Source organism: Kribbella solani (assembly GCF_014205295.1).
Classification (GTDB): Bacteria; Actinomycetota; Actinomycetes; order Propionibacteriales; family Kribbellaceae; genus Kribbella; species Kribbella solani.
In genome coordinates this window covers 5,265,456-5,282,246 of the sequence record NZ_JACHNF010000001.1, presented here as the reverse complement: position 1 = coordinate 5,282,246, position 16,791 = coordinate 5,265,456, and the positions used below count along the sequence as shown (strand labels likewise).

The following is a 16,791-nucleotide window of genomic DNA, read 5'->3' as shown; positions in this document are numbered from 1 at the left end:
AACTCAGCCATGAGGGAATTAATCAACTGGGCAACCACTGCGACCGGTCGTGTTATCGCCGTAAACCCCTTGCATGGCGACGAGGGTCCATGGCGGCTGCACGCCATACACAACGGCGTCAACCGCCAGTACATCCTCCGCGCTCCAACGTCCCGCATCGACCAATCCATGATCGCCACAAATGCAACCGCCCTACAGCTAGCCGAGCACCACGACCTACCCGCCCCACGCCTGATCGCCGCCGACCTCGCAGGCAATCAATCCGGCACACCAGCCAGCCTCGAAACCGCAGTCGCAGGCACCACCAACTGGCCCAACAGCTCACCCGAACGCCTCCGAGCCGCCGGCGCCGCACTGGCCCGGCTTCACACGATCCCCATGGCGCCGCGCGAGCACCTGCCGTTCCGCCCCCGCCCCATAGCCGTAGACGACTTCGCCACCGACCGCCGCACCGGCCGCATGCCAACCACGCCGCTCCTCCAGCAAGCCGACGCCCTGATCAGAGCCCACGGCCTTCCCGAAGAACCCTCCGTCTACTTACACGGCGACGTCTGGCCCGGCAACATGCTCTGGTCCAACCACCAGGTCACCGCCTTCATCGACTGGAAAACCGCCGGCGTAGGAGCCCTGGGCGTAGACCTCTCCGAACTCCGCAAGCAGGTAGCCATCACCTTCGGTCCCCAGGCCCCCACCGAAGTCCTGACCGGCTACCAACACGCCACCGGTCACCCAGCTCCCCACGTCGCCTACTGGGACGCAGTAGCCGCCCTGAACACCCCGACCACCTGCTGGACCCCCACTGCCACCCTCCGCCGAAACGACTTCCTCGACGAGGCCCTGCGAAACCTCCCCTAACTCCCTGCGGACGTCGCGTTCAGGCCGCGCATGCTGCGACGGCTGGGCGCTCTGTTGGTCTGGAGCGTCACATGCCAGGCGGCGGTGTCAGATCGAACCTGGAGATCAGGTCGGGGAGCCAGGCTGGCCTGCCGAACTCGAGCCCGTACTTGGCGCCGAGTGCCGGGATCGCGTCCTCCGTGGGCGGTGGCCCGTCGGCGAGCATTTCGGCCAGCTCGCGGAAGAAGTGCTCGAATCCGGCCGGAGTGATGATCTCGATCATCCGGGCCGGGATGGCACCGGCATTCCACATCGTGTGCAGTTCTCCGCGCGGCTTGGTGATGTACCCGCCGGCGCCCAGCACCGCTTCGCGATCGCCGGAACGGAATCCGATCTCGCCCGCGGTGACGATCGAGTACTCGTCCTCGCGGGTATGAAGATGTGGCGGTACCAACGCCCCGACCGGGAACGGATGCTCGACCACGGAAACGGCGCCACCGGTGTCGGCACCCCACAACTTGAACGCGACCCCGATGGAGCCGAGCGAACCCTCCCCACCGTCGCCAGGCGGAACGATCGTGAGCGGTGGAGCCATCGGTTCTGTCATGACGATCCCCCTTTGGCGATACACTGGCGTTCTCTCAAATAGCTTTCACCCGTGACCATGGGGCGTCAAGAGTTGAGTGAACATCCGCGTACTACGAAATCTCGCGGCTACGAGATGCGCAAACGTGCCGACGATGTGGGCCGGACCCGCCGGCGCATCGTCGAGGCCGCCGTAGAGCTGCACGGCACTGCCGGCCCGGCGTTGACAAGCATCGCAGCGATCGCCGAGCGCGCCGGCGTCACCCGGCTGACGGTGTACCGGCATTTCCCAGACGAAACGGCCTTGTTCCAGGCGTGCTCCGGACACTGGATGTCACAGCAGAAGCTGCCTGCGCCCGAGAAATGGAGCGCGATCGAGGACCCCCTCGAACGACTTCGCGTCGGCCTAGCCGACCTCTACCGCTTCTACCGCGACGCCGAGCAAATGCTGACGCTGGTCGCCCGCGACGCCCACGCAATTCCCCAGCCGATCCGCGCCGCCCGCGAGGCAATCACCAAGCAGCACCTCGCCGTACTCACCGCCGCCTGGCCACCTCCCGCCAACCCACTCCGCCAAGCCGCCGTCGCCCACGCCGCATCCTTCACCACCTGGCGCTCGCTATGCCGAGACCAGGCCCTAACCAACCCCCAGGCGGTCGACCTCATGACCACCCTCGTCCAAACCCTCCACTGAACGACAACGGCTCGCACCTCAACCGTCGCGAGCCCTAGAGTTCCAAGAACTCATTCACCTGGAGGGAACTCCCATCCGGTGGATTGAGACTGAACGACTCGGGGCGGTTCCCAGATCTGGGAACCGCCCCGGCTGTTGTCTGCCCTCAGAAGGACTGAAACCACGCTCTGACCTGCAGAAGCGTGGTCCCGTTTGTCTCGGAGAGTGGCGGAGGATACGAGATTCGAACTCGTGAGGGGTTGCCCCCAACACGCTTTCCAATTCCTTGGAGATCTGTTCGTGGGGTCATTTGTGCGTTCAGCGCGACTTAGCAGGGCGGGTGGCCGAACGACTCTGAACGGTCGCGAACGACGATGAATGAGACCAAAACTGAGACCATGATCGGGCGGGTTGGGGGTCATGAATACCCAGGGTTCGCGGCCTAGGCACTGAGCCCGTACTTGAGCATTGCTCCCGTGACGATATCGCGGGCAGGCCGCTCGAACAGTGCGCCGGAGTTGCGGTGGCCGAGTTCCACGGTCCGCACGTGACGGAAGCCTTGCGAGAGGTAGTACTTCTGCAAATCGAAGTTCGTACGCCAAGCGTCGAGGCGCAGTAGTTCCCCGCCCTGCTGTGCAGCCTTCCTGCCGCACCAGTCGAGTACGGCTGACCCGAGGCCACCGTAGCCGCCGGCGGTTGAGATCTTGCTGACGTAGTACGCCGAATCGCTCAATTCCTCCGGCGTCCAGAAGTCTCTATCACCGTTCGGGCTGAGGATCGTTGTGGCGACCGCATCTCGTCCGTCCCAAACGATGTATGCGTTGCCGGATTCGATGTCGGGTAATACCTTGGTCGACGCAAATCGTTTTGGCCATTGCTGGATGCCGCGTGCATGCAGACGCGCTGTCGCAGTTGCTAGTACGTCAAGGAAGGCTTCAAGATTAGACGGTTCGGCCCTCCGGATGTTCGTCACGCTGAAACCTCATAAAGCAAAATATGGCGATCGCCCGGCAGTACGCTGATGGTGCATCGGATCGGTGTTCCGTCTTTTGCGCTGCCGGTACGAGTTTGGACCGTGACTGGAACGCCGGGTCCAATTTCAAGGGTTTTCGCCTCGTCGGGGGTGGGCATCCGGCTGGCGATTTCGTCTAGGTAAGACACCTGAATGTGACCACGGTCCGCGAGGTGCACTGTAAGCCCCGTGACTACGTCCGCCGGATCGAGGATCGCCGGAACCTCCTGTGCGAGTTCCATCGGGTAGTACGAGTCGTTGAGGTTCCACGGCTGACCGTCGACGAGCCGCACGCGCTGCCGGACTGCGGCTAGGCCGCCCGGTTCGAGCTGCAAGCGCTTGGCAACGTCGGCTGGCGGCTGCACTACGGCAACCTTGATGTCGGTTCGTGCCGTCCTGCCCTGGGCCTCCACATCGTCCACCCAGGAGTCCACCCCGGTCGGGCGCCGACGTGCACGGCTCTCCGACCGCGACGCCCAGATCTCCACCGGCTCGCGTCGGCTGACGCGTCGTCCACGCCCCTTAACGCTTGTCACGAGTCCGGCGTTCTCCAACGTGCGCAAGGCACCACGAACCGTGTTCCTCGACACGTCGTAGCGCTGCATCAGCTCCGCCTCACTCGGTAAGGCCGCGCCGGGCGGGAGCTGGCCAGTCTCGATAGCTCGTCTCAGATCAGCAGCCATCGCCTCGTGCAGATGCACCCCGGCTGCAGTTCGAGCTGGTCCATCGGTCGTCAACTGACGCTCCTTTGATCAGTGCCAACAGATCTGTACCAACAACTCTACCCGTAGCGCTTGACTCACAGAGCGTTTCCATGTGACTGTTCTCAGTACCACCTGTTGGTACAGATTTGTTGGTACAGGATGTAGCCGATGAGAGGACCGGACCGTGAGCAACGGAAAGAAGCTTGTGTACCGCAATGGCAAGGCTGAGTACGTCTCTGAGGCGGAGTGGATGCAGTGCATCAGGGCGACTCAGGCGAAGTGGGCGGCGATCAACGCTGCTGAGAAGGCGCTGAAGAAGGCCGTGAAGAAGGAGGCCGCGAAGCAGGCGAAGAAGGTGGCCAAGAAGCGTAGCGGCTGGCTCTGAATCCCTGTGTGTACGAGCTTTCGAACCCACCGGAGGTAGTCATGGCGAGTAAGGACCGTCAGGCGAGCAAGGCCCAGCAGCAGAAGGCGGTTGCGGAGTACAAGAAGGCGCTGAAGGCGCTGCACTCGCACCGCTGTGAGTCCGCTGATGACCCGACGTACTTGAAGCTCAACGGCGCTGCGAGCAAGGCCGCACAGAAGGTGTCGTGGTGGCGTCGCTGACGACGAATCGCCGCACATGAGTGACGCCCCGGCGGTTGCACCCGCCGAGGCGTCCGGGGTCGCACACATTTCCATTGCGTAGAAGGAGCACAACCCTGATGAACATCATCCACCTTTCGCCGGTCGTTGGCGATGAGCCGACGGCGGCCGAGCTGGCGGCGATCGATCGGGAGATGCCGCTGATCCAGGCCGATATGGAGCTGCAGGCGGCCGAGACGGCGCTGGACTCGGCGGGTCCGGAGTCGCTGGAGCTGGCGCGGCGGCGGGTGCGCCGCGCGGAGCAGCGCGTTCAGAAGATCAGTCGGGAGCTGGCCAACCGCAACCAGGGAACGGAGGTTGTCGCATGACCGCCGCGTTCGCCGCCTACCTCGCGGCTCTGCTGGCCGCTCACACGGTGGGCGACCACTGGATTCAGACCCACACCCAGGCCCTGTGCAAGGGCAAGCCCGGCTGGGCGGGTCGGCTGGCCTGCCTTCGTCACGTCGCCACCTACACCGCGACCACGGCGCTGCTGGGGCTGCTGGTCTGGCAGGTACTGGACCTGCACGTGTCCTGGCTGGGGTTCGTGGCCGGTCAGGTGTTGTCGGCCGGCACGCACTACCTGGCCGATCGTCGGGTGCATCTGGAGCGGTTCGCTCGCTGGATCGGCAAGGGCGGTTTCCTGGCGCTCGGTGTCCCTCGGTCCGGTGTTGACCGCGACGGCCGGCCGTATGACGACAACCCGTCGCTCGGGACCGCTGGGTATGCGCTGGATCAGTCGTTCCACCACCTGTGCTTGTTCGTGGCGGCGCTGGTCACGGTGTTGCTGTCCGGGGGTGCCTCATGAGCGAGCACTACGAGGCGCTGGGGCTGGAGGCGTCGTGTGTTGAGCCGGGTCATTGGCTGATCGAGGGCTATGACGTGCTGCGGTTCCACTCGGACTTTTCGAGTCGGCCGGTCTGGGTCATCCGCCGGCACGGCCGGACGGTCGCCGCGACCGACCGGCTGCGGGACGCGTGGCAGTGGGTCGGGCAGGCCGTGAACGGCGGTGGTTCCCGATGACCACGCTGATGACAGAGCAGGTGCGCGGGCCGGTGCCAGGGCAGGCGGCTGAGTTGCCGGTGGTGGATCTCGTCCGGGTCGATTTCGGGTGGTGGAAGGTCGCGGGTTACGACCTGGTCCAGGTCGCGTCGCCGCGTACGGCGCTGGGAACGGCGTGGATCGTGTGGCACGGCGATCACCTCTTGCACACCACCGACACGTTGCCCCATGCGGGCGACTGGGTCACTGACCAGCTCACCGGGGGTGCGGCGCGATGACCGGGGAGAAGGAGTTCCGTGAGGACGCGCGCCGCGCGCTTGATCGGCACGTGGATCAGGCCGCGCCGTTCACCGGCGGCTACCTGGTGGCGTTCGTGGTGCGGGTCCTGCCGGCCGAACTGCTGGCCGAGCTGGTCGCCGGGCTGGACGCGGCGCGGCCGTTGCGGTGGACCGACACGGGCAGCGGCCCGGGAACGGAGGACCGACGATGACCACGGCATCACAGACCAGGCAGACCAAGCCGGGCGCGGTCGAGCGTCTCCACACGGCAGCGGCCGAGGCGTCGCAGGTGCGGGCGTTGTCCACGCATCCGGATGTGGTGGCGTTGCGGGTGGAGTCGGTGCGGACGCAGGTGGACCGGTGTATGTGGGTCGGGATCGTGCTGGGGCTGGCGTTCACGATGGTCAACGTCCAGGCCTTCGCCGCCCAGGGCGCGGTGTTCGGTTCGCTGCCGTGGGTGGCTGCGTGGTTGCTGGACCCGATGGTGTCGCTGGTGCTGATCGCGGTGTTGCGGGCGGAGCAGATCACGGCCCGGTACCAGGTCAGCGACCACACGCGGTGGATCGGCCGCACGAAGCGGTTCGCGTTCGCCGCCACGTACGCAATGAACACGTGGCACTCGATCATCAGTGCGGATGTGGCCGGGATCGTGCTGCACTCGGTGCCGCCGCTGCTGGTGTTCTGCGCGGCCGAGACCGCCCCGGTGCTACGGGACCGGCTGACCGAAGCTGTCCTCCGCGCCGAACGCACGGCAGCGCTCGCGGCCGAAGGAGTCGCGGCGGAGGGGGCATCTCACCACGGCACCACTCCCGCGGTTGCTGCGGCACCGGTCGAGATGCCCCCGCCGGCCGACACCTCCGACCCGACTGACACCGCCAAGAGCACCGACGGCACAGCCAGTGCAGATGGCGCTGGTAAGCCCGTTGAGGCGGTCGAGACCGCCCCGGCGACGAAACCCAAGCCCAAGGTTGTGCCGAAGACGACACGGCCGGGCAGGAAGCCCACCAAGACCCCGAAGACCGGCCGGACGACGGGCCGGAAGTTGCTGGCCGACTACGTCACCGAAGCCTTGGCGGCGGTCGAGCCGGGGACAGCGGCCGACGACATCACGCCTGCCTGGGCACGGCACACGACCGGTTGCTCAACCGGCCTGTCAGCGAAGGTCGCGACGGCTGTCCGCGCCGATCTGCGCACCAGCACCTCCACCCCTCAAACGAGCACTGACGACGCAGGCGCACCGGACGTAACCGTCCCGGTCGCGGCCTGACCGATAGGAGCGAGACGCCATGGACGGCACGGATGGCATGGGTAATGTGCACAAGCTTCACCCCGACAACGACGGTAGCGACCGCCCACAGGACGACGTGCAGGACTCGGTGCAGGATGTTGCTGAGGGCATCGTTCACGAGTCGGCCGTACGGGTCGACGCCACCGGCGAGGTGGTTGACGCTGAGGTGATTGAGGGCGAGATCCTGTCCGATGAGGAGTCGGCCGCGTTGGATGAACGTCTGGCGAACCGGGGCGCGCTCGTGCGGCGTGCGGTGACGACCAGTCAGGTGGTGGCGCGGGCATCGAAGACGGTCGCGACGCACGACCGGACCAAGACAGCCGGCAAGGTGGTGCTGCGGGAGGGGTTCACCGTCGTGCAGGGCCTGGAGTCGTGGTTCAAGCGGGCGTGGGATGCGTCCACGCAGGGTGTCTACCGGCGCCAGATCAAGGCCGCCGAAGCGGTCGGGGACCGCGAAGAGCTGAAGGAGTGGACGGACCGGAAGGAGTCCGCGACTGAACGCCGCCACAAGCGGCTGATGGACCTGCCGAAGCTGGCCTGGGGTGTGTTGAAGGTGACCGTGGCGGCGGCGGTGGGGGTGCCGTTCCTGGTGCTGCTGATCGCGATCCTCACCAAGATGACTGGGCACGGCTCGTTCACCGGTGTGTGGTTGGGGTTCTTCGCGTTCGTCGGGTTCCTGATCGCGGCCGGCGCGCTGGCCTGGTCCGGGGTGTCGATCGCGGCCCCGTTCCTGATCGTGCTCGCCGCCTGGCGCGAAGGCAAACGCCGCGCGGAACCGCCCGCATGGCTGGTCACCACCGCCGACACCGAGTGGGACGCAGCGATTGATGAAACCACGATCGCGAACGCTCTGCAGGCGCTGCGGATTGCTGCCATCACGCAGTACCTGAAGTCCGGTCTGAAGCTCCAGTTCATCACCCCGGCCCGGGTCGATGGTCGCGGCACGCACGCCGTGGTGAGGCTGCCGGCCGGTGTCACGGCGGAGCTGATCGCGCGCCGTCGTGGTCAGCTCGCGACCGGGTTGCACCGGGCCGCGAAGGAGGTGTGGCCGACGACCGGGTCGGAGGCCGGAATCCTGGATCTGTGGATCGCGGACAAGGGCGCGCTGGCCGAAGGCGCGGGCGACTACCCGTTGCTGACCGATGGGCTGGTGGACGTGTTCAAGGGCGTCCCGGCGGGCCGGACGCTGCGGGGTGAGGCGATGCTCGCGCCGATCATGGAACGCAACACGATGACCGGTGGCATGCCCGGTCAGGGCAAGTCATCATCAGCCCGGGCGATCATGGCCGGGGTCGCGTTGGACCCGACCGCTGAGATGCGGATCTGGGTACCGGATACGAACTTCGACTTCGAGGTGTTCAAGCCCCGCTGCTCCAACTACATCATGGGCGCCGACGACGATTCCATGAAAGCTATCCGTGACCAGCTCGTGAACATTCATGAAGAGGTCCAGCGGCGCGGTGAGCTGCTCCTCAAGTACGAGGTGCCGTCGGTGACTCGTGAACTCGCCTCCGCCGGTGTCGGGCTGCACCCGCTGGTGTGTCTGCTGGAAGAGGCACACGTGGCGATCCAGCACCCCGAGCACGGCAAGGAGATCGCGAAACTCCTGATCGACATCGTGAAACTGGACCGCAAGCGCGGTATCCACTTCATCGTCTCGACTCAGGCGCCGACCGGGAACTCCATGCCGCGCGACGTGACCCGGAACTGCTCCAACGGCATCGCGTTCGCGGTGGGGGACCACGTCGCCAACGACGGTCTCCTCGGGCAAGGCGCCTACGCCGCCGGTCACCGCGCCACCGAGCTGATCCCGGGCACCGACCGGGGAACGTCGGTCGTCAAGGGCTTCACCGGCGAACGCTCGGAGATCCTCCAGTGGTACTACCTCGACGTGTCGAAGAACAACGACCAAGTGACCCCGTTGATCAAGCGATCCTTGGACGCCATCGCCAAGCTCGGCAAGACCATCCCGGACTCCCAGCCGGTCGAGATCGAGACCCGTGACCTGCTCTCGGACCTGGATCAGGTCCTGGGTGACGAGGTCCGGCCGATCGCGGACGTGCCCGCACTGCTCAAGCGGCATGCACCGACCTGGACCCCGTACCAGGGGCTGACTGGGAAGGCGCTGCGCGAGCTGCTGGAGCGCGAGCACAGCATCAAAGTCCCGTCGACCGGGAACCGCTACCCGCTCGACCCTGTCACGGTCCGTGATGCAATCGTGCGGCGAGAGCAGGGCATCACGACCGACGAGGACGGCAGCGGAGACGCCGGCGAGCTGGCGAGTTAGCCCCACGACCGGGGGCCGGAAGCCCGCGAATCAGGCCCTGATCAGGCGGTTTCCGGCCCCCGGTTAACTCGGCTCACTCGCTAACTTTCCGCAGGTCACGGCCACATTAGCCCCGCGGGACGGACCGAGTTAGGAACCTAACCCGATCACCGGCACCTAACCGTCCCACCTCACCACCTCAGGCAGCCCGGCCCACGGTCACTGCCTCGGCCCGCCACACCCACATTCGACTACAGAAAGTAGCGAGTGATGTCTGATCCTGTCCACGCCGTACTCCTCGGCGGCTCTAGCGTCGTCCTGGCTGGGCTTGCCTCAGCCGCCAACGCTGCCGACACCCTCAGCCGCCCCGAACAGATCGCCGTGCTGGTCATCGCCGCACTCGTCCTGACCGGGATCTACCTGCTGGCCTGCACGGTCTGGCCGTACGCGAACTGCCCGCGCTGCGAGGGGTCGGGCAAGTCCCGATCCCCGGGCGGCAAGAAGTTCCGCAACTGCCCGCGCTGCGAAGGCACCGGCCGCCGCGAACGACTAGGCCGACGCCTCCTACGCAAAGGAGACCGCTGATGCCCGCCGCACTGCAAGGCCTCAGCGTTCACCCCGCCAAGTCGTGCTGGATCGAGCTGTGGAACGGCCGGCAGGCACTGGGCTGGGACTACTACGGGACGCCGGTGTTCCGGTTCCGATGGGCGCCCGCAGGGCTGGCCACCCGCCGACAGCTCCGCGCGATGCGCATGTCGCCGGGCGGTCAGGAACCGTACGCGCTGCTGGTCTGGCGGAACGGGAAGCGGTGGGCCTGGCTGTACCGACTCGACCTCGCCCGCCCGTCGCGCACACCGACTCCCGCTGTGCTGAACGCACTGGACAAGGCCATGGCAGCTCGCCGGACCTGCGGACAGTGCCGCACCGAGCAGGACTACTGCATCCCCACCTCAGACGGCCGCTGCAACGACTGCATCGACGCCACCACCCACGGCCTAGCCGCCTAGCCCCAACAGGAGGCCCGATGAACGACGTACTCACCGCAGCTCTCGCAGCCGCCGGACGCGGCTGGCCAGTGTTCATGCTCGGACGTTCGAAGCGGCCCGTTGCCAACTGCAACGACTGCCGCGACCAGGCGAACGACTCTGCGCACGATCCGGCGGCCTGTGGGCACCTGACCTGCCACGGGTTCTACGCCGCTACCACCGACCCCGACCGTGTCGCCGCGATTGTGGCTGCTGTCCCGGCTGGGCAGCTCGCCGTCCGCACCGGCGCCGTGGCGCGTGGAGGGTCCGGGCTGGTGGTGGTCGACGTCGACCCCGCCCACGGCGGCTGGCCCAGCCTCTCCGAACTGGTGGCGCACCAGCTGGTGCCGCGCACCCTGTGGGTCCAGACCGGGTCGGGCGGGGTGCACCTGTACTACCGGCACCCCGGGCAGGAGGTCGGGTCGCGGCCGATGCCGGGTCGTGCCGGGATCGATGTGAAGGCCGATGGCGGGTACGTCGTGCTGCCGCCGTCGATCCACCACCGCACCCGCCAGCCCTACCAGTGGGGAGCAGGACTGGGCGAACCGTACGAGATGCCCCCCGCGCTGATCCACGCATGCCTGCCGCCCCTGCCGGCCGAAATACCCGCTCACCCGGCCGGGCCGATCCGGACTACCTCCAAGCCCGGAGGCGGGGGCATCTCCCACCCTGAACGGCTGCTAGACGCGCACCTGGACGCCGTCCGCAACGCAGGCCAGGGGAAGCGCCGAACCACCCTCTACGGCGCCGCACGAGGCGTTGCGCGGATGGTCGCCGCCGGTGCCATCCAGCGTGCCGACGCCGTCGCCGCACTGACCGCTGTGGGGCAGCAAGCCGACCAAACCGCCCGCGACATCCAAGCCGCAATCACCGGTGGCTTCCGTGACGAAGGGATCGCCGCATGACCACCCCCACCAACATCCCCGAGCGCATCAATGGTGCTGAGCTGCTGGACGAGGTAGCAGCGACCATCACCCGGTATGTTGTCCTGCCCAGCGAGGCCGCGCTGACTGCTGTGGTGCTGTGGATCGCTGCGACGCATGGTGTTCCGGCATGGAACTGCGCGCCCCGGTTAGTGATCCGGGCACCGGAGAAGCGGTGCGGGAAATCGCGGCTGCTGGACATGGCAGACGGCATGGTGCACCGGCCGCTGATGACCACCAACGCATCCCCGTCAGCGGTCTACCGGTCGATCGGGCTGATGCCGTCCGATCCACCCACGCTGCTGATCGATGAGGCCGACACGATCTTTGGCCCCAAGGCAGGCGACAACGAATCCCTACGTGGCCTGCTGAACGCAGGTCACCAGCGCGGACGCCCGACCCTGCGCTACGACGCCGGAACCAACAACGTCGAGCACATCGAAACCTTCGCCATGGCTGCACTGGCCGGGATCGGGGTCATGCCTGACACCATCGAAGACCGCGCCGCCGTCATCCGGATGCGTCGCCGGGCGGCCGGTGAGTTCGTTGCCCCGTACCGGGTCCGGCGGGACAAGCCGGTGCTGACCGACCTGCGTGAACGGCTTGCTCTGTGGGTCTCTGCTCATCTGGAAGAGCTGGCCGACTCCGAACCGGCGATGCCGCTCGAAGACCGCGCGGCCGACACCTGGGAACCGCTGATCGCGCTGGCTGATCTGGCAGGCGGTCGCTGGCCACAGGCGGCCCGTGAAGCCGCGTTGACGCTGCTGGCTGAACTGCAGGACTCCAGTGAGGTTTCGCAGTCGGTGCGGCTGCTCAGCGACTGCCGGACCGTGTTCGGTGAGGCTCGCGCGCTGTCGTCGGCTGTCATCGTGCAGCGGCTGCGGGGCGACGATGAGTTGCCGTGGCAGGAGCAGCCCAGCCCGACCGGTCTGACGGTTCGGCGGCTTGCCGTTCTGCTGAAGGAATTCGACATCACCCCGAGGAACCACCGCTGGCAAGACGGCACCCAATCCAAGGGCTACAGCCGCGACGACTTCACCGACGCCTGGGCCCGCTACTGCCCCGAAACCGTCCCAGACGACCAGCCCGAGGGGGAGATCCGTCCCATCCGTCCCAACCGTCCCTTCCCAGGTCACGCCGGGGACGGATCGACCACCCGGGACGGATCAAACCGTCCCAACAACCAAACCGTCCCCGCTCTGACCTGGGAAGGGACGCTTGGGACGGATGGGACGGATCACCCACCCAAGCCCGCACAGGCCACCTGCATCCGATGCCGGCAACCCATGTCGCACGACGACGGAACAAACACTCACCCGGCATGTGAGACCGCATGAACGATCTCGCCGCGAAGTCTGACGAATCCACTGCTGCGCAAGGGAGTTTGCAACCCATGACCACGCTGGATGTTCTTCCCACGACCCCGCTGCTCCTGACCGTCGAACAGGCTGCACAGCGACTCGGCATCGGTCGGACCAGTGTCTATGCCCTTCTGAAGACAGGTGAGATCGAGTCGGTCCCGGTCGGTCGTCTCCGCCGAATTCCCACTGAGTGCCTGGACGAGTACGTCCGGAGGCTCCGTTCGCAAATCCACACCGCAACTGCTGCCTGAGGAGAAACCACCAGTGAAGCGTAATCCGAATGGTCGATCGACGATCTACAAGGACGACGGCGGCCGGTGGCACGGTCGAGTGACGATGGGAATCAAGGACGACGGCACCCCGGATCGTCGCCACATCAACCGCAAAAGCAAGGCGGCGGTTGTTGCCCGAATCAAGGAGCTGGAGAAGGAGCGTGACGAAGGGGTGACGACGCGGCCGGGGGAGCGGTGGACGCTCGCGGCCTGGCTCGTGCATTGGCTGGAGAACATCGCTAGGCCGAACCTTCGGCAGACGAGCTACTCCGCCTACCGCGCTGCTGTCCACACCCACCTGATTCCGGGAATTGGTGCACACAAGCTTGATCGCCTGGAGCCTGAGCACCTGGAGCGCTTCTATCAGCGCATGATCGCCGAAGGAAGCAAACCCGCAACGGCGCATCAGGTACACCGAACTGTCCGGGTCGCATTGGGTGAGGCGCTGCGACGCGGACACGTGAAGCGGAACGTTGCACGAATCGCAAAGGGTCCACGGATCACTGGTGCGGAAATCGAGCCGTATTCGGTCGAAGAAGCGCAGCGGGTCATGAATGCGGCGGCAAAGGACAGGAACGCGTCCCGCTGGTCGGTGGCACTGTCGCTCGGACTTCGCCAGGGTGAAGCGTTGGCGCTCCGGTGGTCGGATATCGATCTGGAGTCCGGGCACCTCAGCGTCAGGTGGACTGCGTTGCGGCCGATGTACGAGCACGGCTGCAAGAAGAAGCCGTGCGGCCGAACTCCTGGCTATTGCCCGGAGAAGGTCCGGGTGAATCCCCTGCTCGGGGAAACCAAGAGTAATGCGGGGCGACGCACGATCGGCCTGCCGGATGAACTCGTGGCCCTGCTCAAGGAGCACAGGAAGGTACAGAGCCGGGAGCGGGCACGAGCACGGCAATTGTGGGTCGAGGGGGACTGGGTTTTCGCCAGTGAGACCGGCGAACCGCTGAACCCGAACACCGACTACCACGAGTGGAAGGCGCTTCTCACCCGAGCTGGCGTGCGGGAAGCGCGGCTGCACGACGCCCGCCACACGGCTGCAACGATGCTGCTCGCTCTGGGCGTCAACGACAGGGCGGCGGCGGACATCATGGGGTGGTCGTCAACGACGATGTCGGGCCGGTATCAGCACATGACGGACCCCATCCGCCGGGAGATCGCCAAGCGGCTCGGAGGGCTGCTCTGGCGGCCCAGTGAACCCGCCGGCACTGAAGAGGATGAGGAGCCGGACAGCGACGGCGGCCGGGAGGCAGTCCCCGCCTAGGAGGAACTGAGACCAAAACTGAGACCAAACGACTCCGGGGCGGCTCCCAAGTGTGGGAGCCGCCCCGGCTGTTGTCTGCCCTTCCCGAGTCCGAAACCGCGCTCTGACCTGCGGTTTCTTCACTCTGGGGGGGTGGCGGAGGATACGAGATTCGAACTCGTGAGGGGTTGCCCCCAACACGCTTTCCAAGCGTGCGCCCTAGGCCTCTAGGCGAATCCTCCAAGCGGAGAGAATACCGAAGGGGGTGGGGGAATCTGAAATCGGGGAGCTTGGGGGTGGGTGGGGGATCTAGGGTCGGGGTGTGGACGAGGTCTTGGTGCGGGCGGTCGGGGTTGCTGATGTGGGGGCTCTGCCGGAGTTGATCGAGGCGGATCTGATCCGGGGGTACCCGGCGGAGCGGACGGTGTCTGTCGGGCTGCTTCAGGTGCATTCGAATCAGCAGGGGCGTGGCTACGGCCGTACTGCCTGTGCGCTTGCTGAGCGGTTTGTTGAGGACACGTGGCCTGAGATCGGGACGTTGCGGCTGGCTGTGGTGGATACCAACGCTCAGGTTGCCGCTGGGCTCTGGGAGCGGCAGGGGTTTGAGGCGACCGGGGAGGTGCGGCCGTATGTGTACGACAAGCTGGAGTCGACCGCACGCCTCTACGAGAAGCAGCTAGGAGAGTAGGACTGGGGCCAGCGTTCGCCACTGGCCTACCGGTTGTGGGCCGGTTTCGCCGGTGATTACGTTGACGGCTACGTGGTCTGCGCCGGCGGCCAAGTGTTCGGTGAGTTTGGACTTGATGTCGGCTGGGGTTCCCCAAGCGGCCAGGGCGTCGATCATGTGGTTGGGGAGGTCGGTCAGGTCGTGGTCGGTGAAGCCCTGGCGTTTCAGTGAGGCCACGTACCCGGGGATGTTCGTGAAGAAGCTGATCGTGTTCCGGGCGATCGCCCGCGCCCGGTCCGCGTCTGGCTCGACTACTACCAGGTGACTGACCGCTAGCAGCTTGTCCGGGCCAAGTACCTTCCGCGCCTCCGCTGCGTACGCTGCACTGGTCAGGAACGGGTACGCGCCGGCGGACCGCTCCGCTGCCAGCTTCAGCATCCGTGGACCGAGTGCAGCGAGCACCCGGCGCTCCACGGGTACATCCACCTCATCCAGGTACGCGTTGAGCGTGGCGAGTGGCCGCGGCCCGTGTGCCCCACCCAGTCCAGCAGTGAACCGTCCCGGGGCAGTTGCCTCCAGTGACGCGTACGCCGCGCTCACCTCCGCCGCGCTGTACTTCACAACCGCCAAGATCCCACTGACGTACTTGATCGTCGCCGTGGCTTCTATCAGGTCAGCAATGGTCTGCAGCCCGGGCAACGGCCCACCGGACAGCCAAACCACCGGGTAACCGAGCTCTTCCGCCGCCTGTGCCGCCGAAATCGACTCCGAGGTGCTGTCGAGCCCGGTCGTGATCCCGAAAGGACCGAATTGATGATTCGTCACGCATCAAGCTTGCGCCGCGGCAGGCAGCCGCGCACCCCTTGTTCGCTCAGAGCGAGCGGGGCGAGGGGCGGAGCGGCGCGCGAGGCGAGGGCAGAGCGGGCGAGCAGGGGAGCGGAAGTGAGAGCGAGCTGGCGAGCAGGGGGATTTCAGGCCCGGTGATCCGATCCCGTACACTCGTGGCTGGTTCCCCGCGTGGCGGTATCTCGCCCAATCCCCCCAGGGCCGGAAGGCAGCAAGGGTAAGTGAGCTCTTCCGGGTGCGCGGGGAATCCTTATGCCCAGGGGTGTGAGGAGCCAGATGAATCCCGAGATCCGGTACCTGCAGGAACTGATCATCGCCGAGCTCGGCGTTCCCGCGGTGTTCGACGTGGACAGCGAGATCGAGCGGCGGGTGGAATTCCTCGCCGACCGGCTCCGGCAGAGCAAAGCGTCCGGGTACGTGCTCGCGATCAGCGGCGGGGTCGACTCCTCGGTCGGCGGGCGCCTCGGTCAGTTGGCGGTCGAGCGGATCCGGGCCGAGGGCGGTCAGGCGACCTTCACCGCGATGCGGCTCCCGTACGGTATCCAGGCCGACGAGGCGGACGCGCAGCGCGCGCTGGCGTTCATCAAGCCGGACGAGACGCTCGACGTGAACATCAAGCCGGCCACCGACGCGATGGTCGAGGAAGTACGGCACGCTGGGCTGGGTGACCGCGAGGACTTCCACATCGGCAACGTCAAGGCGCGCCAGCGGATGGTCTCGCAGTACCTGGTGGCCGGCGCCCGCGGCCTGCTGGTGATCGGCACGGATCATGCGGCCGAGGCGGTGATGGGATTCTTCACCAAGTACGGCGACGGCGCGTGCGACCTGACGCCACTGTCCGGGCTGAACAAGCGGCGCGTTCGGGCGGTCGGTGAGAGGCTCGGCGCGGACGCCTCGATCACGGGCAAGGTCCCGACCGCCGATCTGGAGACGAACAACCCGGGCCTGCCCGACGAGGCGGTGCTGGGCGTCACGTACGACGAGATCGACGACTTCCTCGAAGGTCTCGAGATCGACGAGAAGGCCGCGAGCACGATCATCGCGACCCATCGCCGGACCGCGCACAAACGCGCCGTGCCGCTGCCCTTCAGCTGAGCGATCACCCGCAGCCCGGTCGAGAAGCTCAGGCAGCGCCGGGTACTCCTCGGTGCCGCCTGCGGCCCGGACGCCCCGCGCCGAACAGTCGTC

The 16,791-nt window shown here is 66.5% G+C and carries 23 protein-coding genes, 1 tRNA gene and 1 other RNA gene; 20 read left to right on the top strand and 5 right to left on the bottom strand.

The window, feature by feature from the left end; genetic code table 11:
• Positions 1-9 precede the first annotated feature (9 nt).
• Positions 10-855 (top strand): aminoglycoside phosphotransferase family protein, encoded by an 846-nt coding sequence (locus HDA44_RS24090; protein ID WP_184838068.1) that lies wholly within the window; start codon positions 10-12, stop codon positions 853-855.
• A gap of 67 nt (positions 856-922) precedes the next feature.
• Here HDA44_RS24090 and HDA44_RS24085 read toward each other — a convergent pair whose 3' ends face one another.
• Positions 923-1,441: a cupin domain-containing protein gene (locus tag HDA44_RS24085; RefSeq protein WP_184838066.1), complete on the bottom strand. Its 519-nt coding sequence runs from the start codon at positions 1,439-1,441 to the stop codon at positions 923-925.
• A gap of 57 nt (positions 1,442-1,498) precedes the next feature.
• Between HDA44_RS24085 and HDA44_RS24080 the strand changes: the two genes are divergently transcribed.
• Positions 1,499-2,113: a TetR/AcrR family transcriptional regulator gene (locus tag HDA44_RS24080; protein WP_238353294.1), complete on the top strand. Its 615-nt coding sequence runs from the start codon at positions 1,499-1,501 to the stop codon at positions 2,111-2,113.
• 421 nt (positions 2,114-2,534) lie between these two features.
• Here HDA44_RS24080 and HDA44_RS24075 read toward each other — a convergent pair whose 3' ends face one another.
• Together HDA44_RS24075 and HDA44_RS24070 are read right to left on the bottom strand one after the other, a co-directional pair.
• Positions 2,535-3,065, bottom strand: coding sequence for a GNAT family N-acetyltransferase (locus HDA44_RS24075; RefSeq protein ID WP_184838046.1), 531 nt, complete (start codon positions 3,063-3,065; stop codon positions 2,535-2,537).
• Complete coding sequence (locus HDA44_RS24070; RefSeq protein WP_184838044.1) at positions 3,062-3,841, bottom strand: GntR family transcriptional regulator; 780 nt, start codon at positions 3,839-3,841, stop codon at positions 3,062-3,064. The genes HDA44_RS24075 and HDA44_RS24070 overlap by 4 nt, the downstream gene beginning before the upstream one ends.
• A 151-nt stretch (positions 3,842-3,992) precedes the next feature.
• Here HDA44_RS24070 and HDA44_RS24065 point away from each other — a divergent pair, with 151 nt between their 5' ends.
• The 15 genes from HDA44_RS24065 to HDA44_RS23995 all read left to right on the top strand — a co-directional run bounded on the left by HDA44_RS24065 (position 3,993) and on the right by HDA44_RS23995 (position 14,111).
• Complete coding sequence (locus HDA44_RS24065; RefSeq protein WP_184838042.1) at positions 3,993-4,193, top strand: hypothetical protein; 201 nt, start codon at positions 3,993-3,995, stop codon at positions 4,191-4,193.
• Positions 4,194-4,234: 41 nt separating this feature from the next.
• The gene (locus tag HDA44_RS24060) at positions 4,235-4,414 is read left to right on the top strand and encodes a hypothetical protein (protein WP_184838039.1); all 180 of its coding nucleotides are present in this window, start codon (positions 4,235-4,237) and stop codon (positions 4,412-4,414) included.
• Positions 4,415-4,512: 98 nt separating this feature from the next.
• Positions 4,513-4,761, top strand: a complete 249-nt coding sequence (locus HDA44_RS24055; RefSeq protein WP_184838037.1) for a DUF6284 family protein — start codon at positions 4,513-4,515, stop codon at positions 4,759-4,761.
• Positions 4,758-5,240, top strand: a complete 483-nt coding sequence (locus HDA44_RS24050) for a DUF3307 domain-containing protein (RefSeq protein ID WP_184838035.1) — start codon at positions 4,758-4,760, stop codon at positions 5,238-5,240. The genes HDA44_RS24055 and HDA44_RS24050 overlap by 4 nt, the downstream gene beginning before the upstream one ends.
• Complete coding sequence (locus HDA44_RS24045) at positions 5,237-5,455, top strand: hypothetical protein (RefSeq protein WP_184838032.1); 219 nt, start codon at positions 5,237-5,239, stop codon at positions 5,453-5,455. The genes HDA44_RS24050 and HDA44_RS24045 overlap by 4 nt, the downstream gene beginning before the upstream one ends.
• On the top strand, positions 5,452-5,712 hold the full coding sequence (locus tag HDA44_RS24040; RefSeq protein WP_184838030.1) for a hypothetical protein: 261 nt from the start codon (positions 5,452-5,454) through the stop codon (positions 5,710-5,712). The genes HDA44_RS24045 and HDA44_RS24040 overlap by 4 nt, the downstream gene beginning before the upstream one ends.
• Positions 5,709-5,924, top strand: coding sequence for a hypothetical protein (locus HDA44_RS24035; RefSeq protein ID WP_184838028.1), 216 nt, complete (start codon positions 5,709-5,711; stop codon positions 5,922-5,924). Before HDA44_RS24040 ends, HDA44_RS24035 begins: the two co-directional genes overlap by 4 nt.
• On the top strand, positions 5,921-6,979 hold the full coding sequence (locus tag HDA44_RS24030) for a hypothetical protein (RefSeq protein ID WP_184838026.1): 1,059 nt from the start codon (positions 5,921-5,923) through the stop codon (positions 6,977-6,979). Before HDA44_RS24035 ends, HDA44_RS24030 begins: the two co-directional genes overlap by 4 nt.
• Before the next feature lie 19 nt (positions 6,980-6,998).
• A complete protein-coding gene (locus HDA44_RS24025) occupies positions 6,999-9,287 on the top strand; it encodes a cell division protein FtsK (protein ID WP_238352536.1) in 2,289 nt (762 codons plus the stop codon).
• Positions 9,288-9,536: 249 nt separating this feature from the next.
• Positions 9,537-9,851 carry a hypothetical protein gene (locus tag HDA44_RS24020; RefSeq protein ID WP_202887527.1) on the top strand — a complete coding sequence of 105 codons (315 nt, stop codon included), beginning with the start codon at positions 9,537-9,539 and terminating at the stop codon, positions 9,849-9,851.
• The gene (locus HDA44_RS24015) at positions 9,851-10,273 is read left to right on the top strand and encodes an RRQRL motif-containing zinc-binding protein (protein WP_184838024.1); all 423 of its coding nucleotides are present in this window, start codon (positions 9,851-9,853) and stop codon (positions 10,271-10,273) included. The genes HDA44_RS24020 and HDA44_RS24015 overlap by 1 nt, the downstream gene beginning before the upstream one ends.
• Before the next feature lie 17 nt (positions 10,274-10,290).
• On the top strand, positions 10,291-11,196 hold the full coding sequence (locus tag HDA44_RS24010) for a bifunctional DNA primase/polymerase (protein WP_184838022.1): 906 nt from the start codon (positions 10,291-10,293) through the stop codon (positions 11,194-11,196).
• Between the two features lie 110 nt (positions 11,197-11,306).
• Positions 11,307-12,551 (top strand): DUF3631 domain-containing protein, encoded by a 1,245-nt coding sequence (locus tag HDA44_RS24005; protein WP_337906341.1) that lies wholly within the window; start codon positions 11,307-11,309, stop codon positions 12,549-12,551.
• Positions 12,548-12,826, top strand: a complete 279-nt coding sequence (locus tag HDA44_RS24000; protein ID WP_238352535.1) for a helix-turn-helix domain-containing protein — start codon at positions 12,548-12,550, stop codon at positions 12,824-12,826. Before HDA44_RS24005 ends, HDA44_RS24000 begins: the two co-directional genes overlap by 4 nt.
• A 13-nt stretch (positions 12,827-12,839) precedes the next feature.
• Positions 12,840-14,111, top strand: a complete 1,272-nt coding sequence (locus HDA44_RS23995) for a tyrosine-type recombinase/integrase (RefSeq protein ID WP_337906338.1) — start codon at positions 12,840-12,842, stop codon at positions 14,109-14,111.
• Between the two features lie 133 nt (positions 14,112-14,244).
• Here HDA44_RS23995 and HDA44_RS23990 read toward each other — a convergent pair.
• Positions 14,245-14,332: transfer RNA gene (locus HDA44_RS23990), tRNA-Ser, on the bottom strand.
• Positions 14,333-14,412: 80 nt separating this feature from the next.
• On the opposite strand from HDA44_RS23990, the gene HDA44_RS23985 reads away from it, so the two are divergent.
• Entirely contained in the window at positions 14,413-14,778 is a 366-nt protein-coding gene (locus tag HDA44_RS23985; protein ID WP_184838018.1) for a GNAT family N-acetyltransferase, read from the top strand.
• On the opposite strand, the gene HDA44_RS23980 is transcribed toward HDA44_RS23985, so the two are convergent.
• Entirely contained in the window at positions 14,767-15,582 is an 816-nt protein-coding gene (locus HDA44_RS23980) for a TIGR03620 family F420-dependent LLM class oxidoreductase (protein WP_184838016.1), read from the bottom strand. The genes HDA44_RS23985 and HDA44_RS23980 overlap by 12 nt on opposite strands.
• 179 nt (positions 15,583-15,761) lie before the next feature.
• On the opposite strand from HDA44_RS23980, the gene ffs reads away from it, so the two are divergent.
• Both ffs and nadE read left to right on the top strand, forming a co-directional pair.
• Positions 15,762-15,858: signal recognition particle sRNA small type (ffs, locus tag HDA44_RS23975), an RNA gene on the top strand.
• Between the two features lie 21 nt (positions 15,859-15,879).
• A complete protein-coding gene (gene nadE / locus HDA44_RS23970) occupies positions 15,880-16,698 on the top strand; it encodes an ammonia-dependent NAD(+) synthetase (RefSeq protein WP_184838014.1) in 819 nt (272 codons plus the stop codon).
• Positions 16,699-16,791: the final 93 nt, after the last annotated feature.

What these genes read in the sequence shown, in the direction of transcription:
- HDA44_RS24090 (WP_184838068.1), top strand. Translation starts at nt 10, where the DNA reads ATGAGGGAATTAATCAACTGGGCAACCACTGCGACCGGTCGTGTTATC.
- HDA44_RS24085 (WP_184838066.1), bottom strand. Translation starts at nt 1,441, where the DNA reads ATGACAGAACCGATGGCTCCACCGCTCACGATCGTTCCGCCTGGCGAC.
- HDA44_RS24080 (WP_238353294.1), top strand. Translation starts at nt 1,499, where the DNA reads ATGGGGCGTCAAGAGTTGAGTGAACATCCGCGTACTACGAAATCTCGC.
- HDA44_RS24060 (WP_184838039.1), top strand. Translation starts at nt 4,235, where the DNA reads ATGGCGAGTAAGGACCGTCAGGCGAGCAAGGCCCAGCAGCAGAAGGCG.
- HDA44_RS24055 (WP_184838037.1), top strand. Translation starts at nt 4,513, where the DNA reads ATGAACATCATCCACCTTTCGCCGGTCGTTGGCGATGAGCCGACGGCG.
- HDA44_RS24050 (WP_184838035.1), top strand. Translation starts at nt 4,758, where the DNA reads ATGACCGCCGCGTTCGCCGCCTACCTCGCGGCTCTGCTGGCCGCTCAC.
- HDA44_RS24045 (WP_184838032.1), top strand. Translation starts at nt 5,237, where the DNA reads ATGAGCGAGCACTACGAGGCGCTGGGGCTGGAGGCGTCGTGTGTTGAG.
- HDA44_RS24040 (WP_184838030.1), top strand. Translation starts at nt 5,452, where the DNA reads ATGACCACGCTGATGACAGAGCAGGTGCGCGGGCCGGTGCCAGGGCAG.
- HDA44_RS24035 (WP_184838028.1), top strand. Translation starts at nt 5,709, where the DNA reads ATGACCGGGGAGAAGGAGTTCCGTGAGGACGCGCGCCGCGCGCTTGAT.
- HDA44_RS24030 (WP_184838026.1), top strand. Translation starts at nt 5,921, where the DNA reads ATGACCACGGCATCACAGACCAGGCAGACCAAGCCGGGCGCGGTCGAG.
- HDA44_RS24025 (WP_238352536.1), top strand. Translation starts at nt 6,999, where the DNA reads ATGGACGGCACGGATGGCATGGGTAATGTGCACAAGCTTCACCCCGAC.
- HDA44_RS24020 (WP_202887527.1), top strand. Translation starts at nt 9,537, where the DNA reads ATGTCTGATCCTGTCCACGCCGTACTCCTCGGCGGCTCTAGCGTCGTC.
- HDA44_RS24015 (WP_184838024.1), top strand. Translation starts at nt 9,851, where the DNA reads ATGCCCGCCGCACTGCAAGGCCTCAGCGTTCACCCCGCCAAGTCGTGC.
- HDA44_RS24010 (WP_184838022.1), top strand. Translation starts at nt 10,291, where the DNA reads ATGAACGACGTACTCACCGCAGCTCTCGCAGCCGCCGGACGCGGCTGG.
- HDA44_RS24000 (WP_238352535.1), top strand. Translation starts at nt 12,548, where the DNA reads ATGAACGATCTCGCCGCGAAGTCTGACGAATCCACTGCTGCGCAAGGG.
- nadE (WP_184838014.1), top strand. Translation starts at nt 15,880, where the DNA reads ATGAATCCCGAGATCCGGTACCTGCAGGAACTGATCATCGCCGAGCTC.